Genomic DNA, 11,922 nt, shown 5'->3' with positions numbered 1-11,922 from the left:
GTCGGGCCGGTGACCGACCTGGATGAGCAAGGCCGCCCAGAGCCACCCCTCTCGGGCGACGAGACGCAGACCCTGCTGGGCTTCCTGGACTTCCATCGCGCCACGCTGGCCTGGAAGTGCTCCGGGCTCGGTGCGGAGGCGCTGCGTGCCACGACCGGTGCCTCGTCGATGACGTTGGGCGGGCTGCTCAAGCACCTGGCCTTCGTCGAGCACGACTGGTTCTCGCGGTCGCTGCACGGGAACGAGCGGGGGGCGCCGTGGAACGCGGTGGACTGGGAGGGCGACCCCGACTGGGAGTGGCGCTCGGCCGCCCAGGACACCCCTGAAGAGCTGCTGGCGCTGTGGCAGGACGCCGTGGCGCGCTCTCGCGAGCTGGTGGCCCAGACCCTGGCCGACGGTGGCGGCCTGGACACCCCGGCCCGGCGGCCGTGGTCGGACGGGCGGGCACCGAGCCTGCGGTGGATCCTGGTCCACATGATCGAGGAGTACGCCCGCCACAACGGCCACGCCGACCTGCTCCGGGAGTCGGTCGACGGGCTCGTCGGCGAGTAGCGCGCGGCTCACGCAGAGGCAGGGTCCCGTCCACCCTCGTGGACGGGACCCTGCCTCGTGTGCTGGTCGTGCGGGTCGAGCGGGTCTTCCGGTCAGCGCGCGCCGGCGGTGACCGGGGTCGAGGCGCCTGCGACGTCGTCGGTCGTCGGCCGGTTGGCCAGGGCGACCTTCTGGTACGCGGCGAGCTCGACGTAGAGCTCGTCCTTGAGCGGGTTGCGCTTCGTGGTGGCGATGCGGTGCACCTGGTAGACGGCGACGGCCACGTTGACGACGAGCGAGATCGCGCTCACCACGAACAGCGCCTTCGGGTCGTGCGTGGAGTCGACAGCGAACTTCGAGTCGGTCACGAACGCCGGCACGGCCATCGTGAACATCATCCAGAACGCGAGGGTCTGGGCCCGGTGCTGCAGCCAGGCGCCCTTCTTGATGAAGAACGCGGGGATCGTGCACGAGATGAGCAGCGCGGCGCCGGCGTAGAACGCGTGGTTGCCGACGCAGTTGTAGACGTACGCGAAGTTCCACAGGTCGTACGCGATGATCCAGAACCACAGCATGTCGGGCCAGATCATGTCCTTCTTGCGGCCCTTGCCGATGAAGATGCCGGCCCACCCGCAGATCGTGAGCAGGTTGAGGAGGCCAGCGATCCCGTTCATGACGTTCCAGCTGCCGCCGACCATCGTGACGCCGTCGACGACGCCGTCCATGGTCGTCACCTGGAAGTCGCGGATGACGGCCTCGAGGATGTTGAGCGCGAGGATCGCGGCGGGGAACATCAGCGCGTACTTGTTGCGCGCGAGGCGGGGGCTGAAGCGCAGCGCCATGAAGCCCAGGCACCCGGCGAGCGCCGAGTAGACCTTGACCCAGTGGAACCAGCTGCCGGTGCTTGAGCCGGGTCCTGCGGTGGTGGGCCACACGAAGATCGTCAGCACGATCGGCAGCACGATGAAGAACGCGACGCTCGCCCACTTGCTGGCGCGGGCGATCTCGTTGGCGAGCATGAGGGCGGCGACGACCGCGACGAACATGAGCGCGGAGTACCAGGGGATCGACTCGAACAGGAACATCGTCGTCCAGTCCTTCGGGGAGGGGGATGGAGGGGGTGCTATGCGGTGGGGTCGGACGGCGGGGGCCCGAGGGCCAGGGTCTGCCGGACGATCCCGATGAGGACGCGGTCCTCGGTCTCGGGGTGGGCTCGCACCAGGGCGATCAGGCCGTACACGAGGACGGAGAACGTCTCGCGGACGTGCTGGATCGCGATGTCGTGGCGCAGTGCGTACGCCTCGACCGTCGTGCGGCTGAAGCAGTCGACGACGGCCTCGACGGCACGGTCGACGAACTGGTGGTAGACGGCCGCGTTCTCGGCGCGCTGCAGCCCGGCACGCAGCGGGTCGGTCGGGCGCAGCTGGCGGCGGAACAGCTCGATGCAGCGAGTGAGGGCGCCTTCGATGTCACCTTCGACGCGCGACGCATCCCATTCCTGGACGCTTTCGACGAATTCATCGACATACGCGTCGAGAATGGCGTCGACGAGCGTGTCCTTGTCCTCGAAATAGTGGTAGACGAGCCCGCGGGTGATTCCCACGCGGGCGGCGATGTCGGAGATGGTCGTCTTGGCGATGCCCCTCTCGGCGAACAGCTGCCGGGTCGCCGTGAGGATCTCGTCGCGCCGCTCGTCGGGCGTCCTGACCGTGCGGACGGGGGTGTCCCGGGTGGGCCCCTTCGCGGTCATCGTGCCTCCCTCGGTCGTCCGGTGGCCGAGGCGTCTGCCGCGTCGGTGCGCCCACCATGGCATTCCATTGACACAGTGTCAACGCACATTCGTCAATGGCGAGAAAATGGGGACCTAGGTCCTGGGTGAAACAGCGGGAAAACTCGCTGCACGCGTCTTCCGTCGCGCGCGGCGGGGCGCTGAGACCTCATGACATCTGTCACGGCAGACGCGTGACGCACGGCGGGGGAGCGGGCGCCCGGCGGACGCGATGCTCGTGCCATGTCCACACCACCCCGCCCCGCAGCGACACCGGACCGGTCCGGCTCCCGCCCTCCGAACGCCCTCGAGCTCCGCGGTCTGACCAAGTCGTTCGGCAGCGTTCGCGCGGTCGACGGCCTCGACCTCGAGATCGCCCCGGGCGAGGTCGTCGCGTTCCTCGGCCCGAACGGGGCCGGCAAGACCTCCACGATCGACATGGCGCTCGGGCTGTCGAAGCCCGACGCGGGCACCGCTCGGGTGTTCGGGCTCACGCCCGCCGAGGCCATCGCCCGGGGGCGGGTGTCGGCTGTCATGCAGAGCGGGGGCCTGCTCAAGGACCTCACCGTCGCGGAGACCGTCGAGCTCACAGCCTCGTTCTTCGCGGCCGCCAGGCCCGTCGCCGAGGTCCTCGAGCGGGCCGGGATCGTCGAGATCGCGGGCCGCCGCGTCGGCGCGTGCTCGGGCGGCCAGCAGCAGCGGCTGCGGTTCGCGATGGCCCTGGTGCCCGATCCCGACCTCCTCGTGCTCGACGAGCCCACGACCGGCATGGACGTCGAGGGTCGCCGTGAGTTCTGGTCCGCGATCCGGGAGGACGCCGCTCGGGGGCGCACCGTCGTGTTCGCGACGCACTACCTCGACGAGGCCGACGCGTACGCCGACCGGATCGTGCTCGTGCGCCACGGACGTGTGGTGGCCGACGGCAGCGCCGCCCAGATCAAGAACGTGGCCGCGGGCCGCATCGTCTCCGCGACCCTCCCCGGGGCCCGGCCCGAGATGCTCGCGGCGCTGCCCGCCGTCGACCGCGCCGAGGTGCGCGGCGACCGGGTGCTGCTGCACACCACCGACTCCGACGCCGTCACGCGCCACCTGCTCACGGCGACGTCAGCCACGGACCTCGAGGTCGCGAGCCTGGGTCTCGAGGACGCCTTCCTCGCGCTGACCTCGGACCCCGCACCGGACCTCGCCGCACCGACCCACGAGATGAGCCACCGATGAGCACCCTGACCGCACCCGCCGCGCCCCGTTCCGTGCAGCCGTCCGCGACGGCGCCCCGTCGGCCTCGACTGCTGCACCCCACCTACCTGCGGATCGAGCTGCGGCGGATGCTGCGCAACCGGCGCTCGGCCATCATCACGCTCGGACTGCCCGCTGTGCTCCTGCTGCTCTTCGGCACCCAGGAGGAGTACCGGACCATGGATGCCGGGCGCGGGAACGTGACGTTCTACGTGACGGTCTCGATGGGCCTGTACGGCGCGATGCTCGCCACGTCGAGCGGCGGTGCGTCGGTCGCGGTCGAGCGGGCCCAGGGGTGGAGCCGGCAGCTGCGCATGACCCCCCTGCGGCCCGTGGCCTACGTGCTCACCAAGATCGTGGCGGCGATGACCCTCGGTCTCGCGTCGGTGCTCGTCGTCGACGTGGTCGGGGCCCTGTCTGGCGCGTCGGCGGAGCCGTGGGTGTGGGTGGCGACCGGCGTCGCGGCCTGGCTCGGCTCGTCGATCTTCGCGGCCTTCGGACTGTTCCTGGGCTTCGTCTTCCCCGCGGAGAACGTGATGCAGGTGCTCGGCCCGGGGATCGCCGTGCTCGCGTTCGCCGGCGGGCTGTTCATGCCGCTCGGTGACGGCCTGTTCGCCACCATCGCCCAGTTCACGCCGCTGTACGGCCTGGCCGAGCTGACGCGCGCCCCGCTCACGGGTGACGGGGTGGGTCTCGCGTCTGTCGTCAACGTGACCGTGTGGGCCGGGCTGTTCGTCACCGGTGCGGTCTGGCGGTTCCGTGGTGACACGGCCCGCGCCTGAGGGTCCGGCACAGAACGTCCTGGTCAGAGCGATAGCGTGACGGCCGTGAGCACCCGCGAGGCCGTCCCGACGCGCACGTCCACCGCGCCGCGGGGGGCCGACGACCCCGCGCCGGGCGCGCGCTCCGAGGGTGCCCTGCGACGGCTCCTGTCCCGGTCCACGATCACCCCACCGCTGTTCGGCGCGATGTGGCTCGTCTACCTCTCCTACCCCTGGACCGCGGCGTGGCGGGCGCCCTCGGGCCCGGGGCGGGTGGTGTCGCTGGTCAGCGTGGCGGTATTCGCGCTCGTCTTCCTCACGTCGCTCGTCGAGATGCGCGGGTGGCGACGCGGTGGGCAGCACGGACCGCGCGCGCCTCACGCTGTGCTCTACCTGGCCGCGCTCGCGGTGCTCAACGTGGGCATGGCTGTCTCCGCGGGGGAGGAGGCCTTGGCCGGCCTGGTGTTCCTGGCCGTCGCGGCGGTCTTCCTGCTCTCCCGGCGGGAGGCGGTCGCCGTCGTCGTCGTGCTCACGGCGGCCGGTGAGGGGCTGCCGCGGCTCCTCCCGACGTGGGAGAGCACGGACATGATCGGCATCCAGATCGTCCTCGCGGCCTTCGCCGTGTTCGGTCTCGCGCAGCTCATGACCCGCAACGCGCAGCTCGCGCGGGCCCGTCAGGAGGTCGCCGACCTGGCCGTGAGCCACGAACGCGAGCGCCTGGCCCGGGACGTGCACGACCTGCTCGGCCACTCGCTCACCGTCATCACCGTCAAGGCCGAGCTCGCGGGCCGGCTCCTCGGCTCCGATGTCGAGGGTGCGGCGCGAGAGGTCGCGGACATCGAGCGGCTCGCCCGGGCCGCGCTCGCGGACGTGCGGGCCACCGTCTCGGGGATCCGGGCGACCGGGCTCGTGAACGAGCTGGCCTCGGCCCGCGCCGCGCTCGAGGCAGCGGGCATCGAGGCCGTGCTCCCGGGAGCCGTGGACGAGGTGGACCCCCGGCTGCGCGACCTCTTCGGCTGGTCGGTGCGCGAGGGGGTGACCAACGTGCTGCGTCACTCGGGGGCGCGGCGCTGCGAGGTGCTGATCACCCCCTCCACGCTCCTGGTCCGCGACGACGGGTGCGGCCCGGCCCCCAGACCCGGCGACACGCAGGGCGCCGGGAACGGGCTGGTGGGTCTGCGTGAGCGCGCCGAAGCGGTCGGGGCCGGCGTGAGCGTGGGCCGCGGCCCCGACGGCGGCTTCGAGCTGCGGGTGGGTGCCCGATGAGCCCGCTGCGCCTCCTCCTCGCCGACGACCAGGCGCTCGTGCGCGGTGCGCTCGCCGCCCTGCTGGGCCTCGAACCGGATCTGGAGGTCGTCGCCCAGGTGTCCCGCGGCGACGAGGTCGTGGCGGCGGCGCTCGAGCACCGCCCGGACGTCGCGCTGCTCGACGTCGAGATGCCGGGCGCCGACGGGATCACGGCCTGCGCCGCGCTCGTGGCGGCTCTGCCCACCTGTCGCGTGCTGGTCGTCACCACGTTCGGGCGCCCGGGGTACCTGCGGCGCGCGCTCGCGGTCGGGGCCTCCGGGTTCGTCGTCAAGGACACCCCGTCCGCCCAGCTCGCGGACGCGGTGCGCCGGGTGGCCGCCGGGCTGCGGGTCGTGGATCCGGCCCTCGCGGTCGAGTCGCTCGCGGCCGGCGTGAGCCCGCTCACCGACCGGGAGCTCGACGTGCTGCGGGCGGCGCAGTCGGGGGGCACCGTCGCGGACGTCGCCCGCGGTCTGTTCCTGTCCGAGGGGACGGTGCGCAACCACCTCTCGTCGGCGATCGGCAAGACCGGCGCCCGCACCCGTGCGGAGGCGGTGCGGATCGCCGAGGAGAACGGCTGGCTGATCGGCTGACCCCCTGGTCGGGGCCGCTGACGAGCGCGGGACGACGACCCCGGCGGCGGGTGGGGGACAATCGACGGGTGCCGTCCTTGACCCAGACCCCCGTGAACCCCGCGGCCGCCACGCCGGCGCCCGTGCTCCCGCCCCTGCGCATCGGGCCCCTGACCATCGACATCCCCGTGGTGCTGGCGCCGATGGCCGGGGTCACGAACGCCGCGTTCCGGCGGTTGTGCCGTGAGTCGGGGGCCGGGCTGTACGTCGCCGAGATGGTCACCTCGCGCGCCCTGGTGGAGCGGGGTGAGGAGTCGATGCGGATCATCTCGCACGAGCCCGACGAGAAGCCGCGCTCGGTGCAGGTCTACGGGGTCGACCCCGTGACCGTGGGGGCCGCGGTCCGCCTGATCGCCTCGGAGGACCGCGCCGACCACATCGACCTGAACTTCGGGTGCCCGGTGCCGAAGGTCACCCGCCGCGGCGGGGGAGCGGCGCTGCCCTGGAAGCGGGACCTGTTCCGCTCGATCGTGAGCGCCGCGGTCGACGCGGCCTCCCCGTACGGCGTGCCGGTCACAGTGAAGATGCGCAAGGGCATCGACGCCGACCACCTGACCTACCTGGAGGCCGGGCTCGTCGCGCAGGAGATCGGGGTCGCTGCGGTCGCGCTGCACGCGCGGACGGCCGCCGACTACTACTCGGGCACGGCGGACTGGGAGGCCATCGCACGTCTCAAGGAGACCGTGACGGACATCCCGGTGCTCGGCAACGGCGACATCTGGTCGGCCGAGGACGCGCTCGCGATGGTCGCGCAGACCGGGTGCGACGGCGTGGTGGTCGGCCGTGGCTGCCAGGGGAGGCCCTGGCTGTTCGCGGACCTCGCGGCGGCCTTCTCCGGGTCCGACGAGCGCCGCCGCCCGGGCCTGGGCGAGGTCGCCACGGTGGTGCGCCGTCACGCGGAGCTCATGGTCGAGACGTTCGGCGAGGAGTCCAAGGCGCTGCGGGAGATGCGCAAGCACATGGCCTGGTACTTCAAGGGGTACGTGGTCGGGGGCGAGCTGCGGGCCAAGCTCGGTCTCGTCTCGACCCTGGCCGAGCTCGACGACCGGCTCGCGGCCCTCGACCTCGACCAGCCGTATCCCGGTGAGGGGGCGGAGGGCCAGCGCGGCCGGGCGGGCTCGCCCAAGCGGCCGTCCCTGCCCGAGGGGTGGCTCGAGTCGCGCGACCTGTCGGACGCGTTCCGCCGGGCGCTGCACGAGGCCGAGCTCAGCGTCTCGGGCGGCTGACCGCCCGGCGGAGGAGGCGTCCGGTGCCTCGGACGCGTCGGACGTGCACACCGCGAGCCGGGCGCCCGCGTCACCCGACGACGAACGCCCGCCGCCCCGACCCGGAGGTCGGCGCGGCGGGCGTCGTCCGTGCGGTCGGACCGGTCAGGCCAGGCGGGCCCACACGGTCGCGTCGGTCGGCACGCTCGTGCGGCCGTCCTGGGTCGGGAGCTCGGCGCTCGCGATCAGCACCTGCGCACCCTCGGGCAGCACGACGGGCTCGGTGCCCAGGTTGGTGAGGACGAGCACCTCGCGGTTCGTGAACGCGACCACGGCCTCGCTGGACCCGATGCCGTCGACCCAGCCCAGCGAACCGGTGCCCAGGTGGAACTCGCGGCGCACGCGCAGCGCCTCACGGTAGGTCTCGTAGGTCGAGCCGGGGACGCCCCGCTGCGCGTCGGCCGCGTAGGCCGCCCACGACGCGGGCTGCGGCAACCACGCCGCGCCGGTCGGCGAGAACCCGAAGCCGGGCTCGGCAGCGGCCCACGGCAGCGGCACGCGGCAGCCGTCGCGGCCACGCTCGGTGTAGCCCGTGCGCCACCACGACGGGTCCTGGCGCAGGTCGTCGTCGAGGTCCGTGTGCTCGGGCAGGCCGAGCTCCTCGCCCTGGTACAGGTAGGCCGAGCCGGGCAGGCCGAGCATGAGCAGGCTCGCCGCGCGTGCGCGCCGCAGGCCCAGCTGCTCGTCAGGCTGCTCGTCGCCGCGGCCGATGCCGTTGGGGCGCGAGTTCGCCTCGAGGAGACCCAGGCGCGAGGTGTGCCGCACGGTGTCGTGGTTGGACAGCACCCAGGTGGTCGGGGCGCCGACCGCGTCGCTCGCGACGAGCGAGGCGGTCACGACGGTGCGCAGCGACGGCGCGTCCCACGTGGTCGTCAGGAACGAGAAGTTGAAGGCCTGGTGCATCTCGTCGGGGCGCACGTAGCGCGCGAGCCGGGAGAGGGGCTCGACCCACGCCTCGGCGACGAGCGCGCGGTCGCCGTCGTACTCCGCGAGCACCTTGTGCCAGGCGCGGTAGATGTCGTGCACGCCCTCCTGGTCGAACATCGGGCCCGAGTTGCCCGAACCCGTCGAGCCCTCCTCGTCGATCGAGCCCTCGATCATCGCGACGTCGCCGTCCCAGTCGGGCAGGCCCGGGGCCTTGACCATGCCGTGCGCGACGTCGATGCGGAAGCCGTCGACCCCACGGTCGAGCCAGAACCGCAGCACGTCCTCGAACTCGGCGCGCACCTCAGGGTGCTCCCAGTTCAGGTCGGGCTGACGCGTGTCGAACATGTGCAGGTACCACTGGCCGGGCGTCCCGTCGGCGTTCACCGTGCGGGTCCATGCGGGACCGCCGAAGATCGAGCCCCAGTTGTTCGGGGGCAGCTCGCCGTTCTCGCCCTTGCCGTCGCGGAACAGGTAGCGCTCGCGCTCGGGGCTGCCGGGGGCGGCGGCCAGCGCGGCCTGGAACCACACGTGCTCGTCCGACGTGTGGTTGGGCACGAGGTCGACGATGATCCGCAGGCCGTGGCGGTGCGCGCGCTCGAGCAGCTCGTCGAAGTCGGCGAGGGTGCCGAACAGCGGGTCGATGTCGCGGTAGTCGGCCACGTCGTAGCCGGCGTCGGCCTGCGGGGAGCGGTAGAACGGCGAGAGCCAGATCGCGTCGATGCCGAGCCGGACCAGGTGGTCCAGGCGTGCGGTGACGCCCGGCAGGTCGCCGATGCCGTCGCCCGAGGCGTCGGCGAAGGAACGCGGGTAGACCTGGTAGATCACTGCCTGGCGCCACCACTCGCCGGACGGCGAGCCCGGCGCGTGAACCAGCGTCGTGGTCGTGGTCGGAGCTGTGGTTTCGGTGGTCGTCACGGAGAACTGCCTCGTTTCGGGGGAGGGTTCGGGCTGCTTCGCCCGGGGGGAGCGCGCGCCGGTGGAGCTCGGCGCAAGGGGGATGGGTTCTGCTGGTCAGCGTATGACGGGCGCGGCGCCCGTCGAGGCGCGCACGATGAGCTCGGGGAAGAACAGGAGCTCGGTGCGCGAGGCGTTCGTCCCGGTGATCTCGGCGAGCAGCGCGCTGACTGCCGCGTGCCCCATCGAGAGCACGGGCTGCCGGACCGTCGTGAGCGGCGGGTCGGTGAACGCGATGAGCGGCGAGTCGTCGTACCCGACGATCGACAGGTCGTCGGGGACCTCGAGCCCGCGCTGACGAGCGGCACGCACGGCGCCGAGGGCCATCAGGTCCGAGCCGCAGATGATCGCGGTGTGCCCGGAGTCGATGAGCTCGCCCGCGGCGGCCTGGCCACCTTCGACGGTGAACAGCGTCGTGACGATGTGCGGCGCGGGGTCCGTCTCGCCGAAGTGCCGCTCGAGGTTCTGCGTGAAGCCGGCGACCTTGCGCTGTGCGGGCACGAACCGGTCGGGACCGATGGCGAGGCCGATGCTCTTGTGCCCGAGCGAGACGAGGTGACGGAACGCGAGCTCCATCGACGAGAGGTCGTCGTTCGAGATGGTCGGGGCGTCCACGCCCTCGGCGTAGCCGTTGACCAGCACGATCGGGATCCCGCGGCTGCGCAGCCGGTGGTAGCGCTCGAGGCTCGAGGACGTGTCGGCATGCAGGCCCGAGACGAACACGATGCCGTCGACCTCGTGATCGAGCAGCATCTCGACGTACTGGTCCTCGGTGGTGCCACCGGGCGACTGCGTGCACAGCAGCGGCGTGTAGCCCCGCTCGGACAGCATCGACTCGATGACCTGTGCGAACGCAGGGAAGACGGGGTTGGAGAGCTCGGGCACCACGAGCCCGACGAGCCCGGCCGATCGGGTGCGCAGCTTCTCGGGTCGCTCGTAGCCGAGCAGGTCGAGGGCAGCCAGCACCGACTGGCGGGTCTGGGCGGACACCCCGTGCTTGCCGTTGAGCACGCGCGAGACCGTGGCGGTGCTGACGCCTGCCTGTTCGGCCAGGTCGGTCAGACGGGTGCGCACGTGGGGCAGCGTAAGGGACACAGGACCTCCTCGTCCGGGATTGGGCCGACGGAACGCCCCGCGATCGCCGTCTGCAACGGTTGCCTGAAAGTTACCGTAACGGTTTGCATGGCGGTGCACCAACGCGTTAGCGTCCCGCCCATCAGGCCAGCGTCGGTGGGCGAGTCCCCTCGGCGGCGGCATCTCCCCACCACTTCTTGGAGAACGATGATGCGACGGAGCATCCCTGTAGTCGCTGCGACGCTCGGCCTCGCGCTGACGCTCGCGGCCTGCTCGGGATCGAGCAACGAGCCCGCTGCCGAGACCACGACCCCCGCCGGCAACGACGGCGCGCTGACGGTCTGGGTCGACGAGACCCGTCAGGCGGCCGTGGCCGACGCCGCGAAGGCGTTCGAGGACGAGACCGGCACGAAGGTCGACCTCGTCCTGAAGAACTACGGCGACATCCAGGCGGACTTCATCGCCCAGGTCCCGACGGGTGAGGGCCCCGACGTCACCGTCGGCGGCCACGACTGGCTCGGCGCGTTCCTGCAGAACGGCGTCGTCGCACCGGTCGAGCTGGGCGACAAGGCGAGCGAGTTCACCTCGACGGCCGTCGAGGCCTTCTCGCAGGACGGCCAGGTCTACGGCGTCCCGTACGCGGTCGAGAACATCGCCCTCATCCGCAACACCGCGCTGGCCGCCACGGCCCCCGCGACGTGGGACGAGGCAGTCGCCGCCGGTCAGGCCGCGGGCACCAAGTACCCGATCCTGGTCCAGACCGGCACCGAGGGTGACCCCTACACGTACTACTCGCTGCAGACGTCCTTCGGCGCCCCCGTCTTCACGCAGAACGCGGACGGCTCCTACACCGACGAGCTCGCGCTCGGCGGCGAGAACGGCAACGCGTTCGCCACGTGGCTCCAGGCGCAGGGCGCCTCGGGCGTGCTGAGCACCGACATCACGTACGACATCGCCGTCGAGGCGTTCTCGAACGGTGAGTCGCCGTTCATCATCGGTGGCCCGTGGATGATCGATTCCTTCGAGGGCCTCGACCTGGCGATCGACCCGATCCCGTCGGCCGGTGGCCAGCCCGCCGAGATGTTCGCGGGCGTGCAGGGCTTCTACGTGAGCGCGCAGAGCAAGAACGCTCTCCTCGCGAACGACTTCATCACCAACTACATGGCGACGACCGAGGCCCAGGTCACCCTGGCCGAGGCCGGCAACCGCCCGCCGGCCCTGACGGCCGCAGCCGAGACGTTCGCCGACGACCCGATCATGACGGGCTTCGCCAAGGTCGGCGCGACCGCTGCGCCCATGCCGTCCATCCCCGCCATGAACTCGGTCTGGTCGTTCTGGGGCGTCACGGAGGCGAACATCATCTCCGGCGCCGCAGCGCCCGTCGAGGCGTGGGAAAAGATGGTCGTCGACATCCAGGGCGCCATCGGCTCCTGATCACGGCCCCCCACCACGGTCCTCGACCGTGACCACCGGTGGCGTGCGTGGCG

11 protein-coding genes are annotated in these 11,922 nt (G+C 72.0%); 7 read left to right on the top strand and 4 right to left on the bottom strand.

Going from position 1 to position 11,922, the window contains the following annotated elements; translation table 11 throughout:
* The first annotated feature begins 9 nt into the window (after positions 1–9).
* Complete coding sequence (locus tag ACGIF2_RS03330; RefSeq protein WP_396043466.1) at positions 10–552, top strand: DinB family protein; 543 nt, start codon at positions 10–12, stop codon at positions 550–552.
* A 92-nt stretch (positions 553–644) separates the two neighbouring features.
* Here the strand turns inward: ACGIF2_RS03330 and ACGIF2_RS03325 are convergent, their stop codons facing one another.
* Positions 645–1,616 carry a DUF5692 family protein gene (locus ACGIF2_RS03325; RefSeq protein ID WP_396043464.1) on the bottom strand — a complete coding sequence of 324 codons (972 nt, stop codon included), beginning with the start codon at positions 1,614–1,616 and terminating at the stop codon, positions 645–647.
* A 38-nt stretch (positions 1,617–1,654) separates the two neighbouring features.
* Positions 1,655–2,281 (bottom strand): TetR/AcrR family transcriptional regulator, encoded by a 627-nt coding sequence (locus ACGIF2_RS03320; protein WP_396043462.1) that lies wholly within the window; start codon positions 2,279–2,281, stop codon positions 1,655–1,657.
* A gap of 261 nt (positions 2,282–2,542) precedes the next feature.
* Here ACGIF2_RS03320 and ACGIF2_RS03315 point away from each other — a divergent pair, with 261 nt between their 5' ends.
* From ACGIF2_RS03315 to dusB, 5 genes are all read left to right on the top strand, one after another.
* Positions 2,543–3,517 carry an ABC transporter ATP-binding protein gene (locus ACGIF2_RS03315; protein WP_396043460.1) on the top strand — a complete coding sequence of 325 codons (975 nt, stop codon included), beginning with the start codon at positions 2,543–2,545 and terminating at the stop codon, positions 3,515–3,517.
* Positions 3,514–4,317 (top strand): ABC transporter permease, encoded by an 804-nt coding sequence (locus ACGIF2_RS03310; protein ID WP_396043458.1) that lies wholly within the window; start codon positions 3,514–3,516, stop codon positions 4,315–4,317. The genes ACGIF2_RS03315 and ACGIF2_RS03310 overlap by 4 nt, the downstream gene beginning before the upstream one ends.
* Positions 4,318–4,362: 45 nt before the next feature.
* Positions 4,363–5,562 (top strand): sensor histidine kinase, encoded by a 1,200-nt coding sequence (locus ACGIF2_RS03305; RefSeq protein WP_396043456.1) that lies wholly within the window; start codon positions 4,363–4,365, stop codon positions 5,560–5,562.
* Complete coding sequence (locus tag ACGIF2_RS03300) at positions 5,559–6,176, top strand: response regulator (protein WP_396043454.1); 618 nt, start codon at positions 5,559–5,561, stop codon at positions 6,174–6,176. Before ACGIF2_RS03305 ends, ACGIF2_RS03300 begins: the two co-directional genes overlap by 4 nt.
* A gap of 77 nt (positions 6,177–6,253) precedes the next feature.
* Positions 6,254–7,441: a tRNA dihydrouridine synthase DusB gene (dusB, locus tag ACGIF2_RS03295; RefSeq protein WP_396043765.1), complete on the top strand. Its 1,188-nt coding sequence runs from the start codon at positions 6,254–6,256 to the stop codon at positions 7,439–7,441.
* 144 nt (positions 7,442–7,585) lie between these two features.
* Here the strand turns inward: dusB and ACGIF2_RS03290 are convergent, their stop codons facing one another.
* Both ACGIF2_RS03290 and ACGIF2_RS03285 read right to left on the bottom strand, forming a co-directional pair.
* Positions 7,586–9,322, bottom strand: coding sequence for an alpha-amylase family glycosyl hydrolase (locus ACGIF2_RS03290; protein WP_396043452.1), 1,737 nt, complete (start codon positions 9,320–9,322; stop codon positions 7,586–7,588).
* A 96-nt stretch (positions 9,323–9,418) separates the two neighbouring features.
* The gene (locus tag ACGIF2_RS03285) at positions 9,419–10,435 is read right to left on the bottom strand and encodes a LacI family DNA-binding transcriptional regulator (RefSeq protein ID WP_396043451.1); all 1,017 of its coding nucleotides are present in this window, start codon (positions 10,433–10,435) and stop codon (positions 9,419–9,421) included.
* A 210-nt stretch (positions 10,436–10,645) separates the two neighbouring features.
* Between ACGIF2_RS03285 and ACGIF2_RS03280 the strand changes: the two genes are divergently transcribed.
* A complete protein-coding gene (locus ACGIF2_RS03280; protein WP_396043763.1) occupies positions 10,646–11,869 on the top strand; it encodes an extracellular solute-binding protein in 1,224 nt (407 codons plus the stop codon).
* Positions 11,870–11,922: the final 53 nt, after the last annotated feature.

Source organism: Cellulomonas sp. P22 (assembly GCF_044392165.1).
The sequence above is the reverse complement of the archived record's forward strand: the minus strand, read 5'-3'. Positions and strand labels throughout refer to the sequence as shown.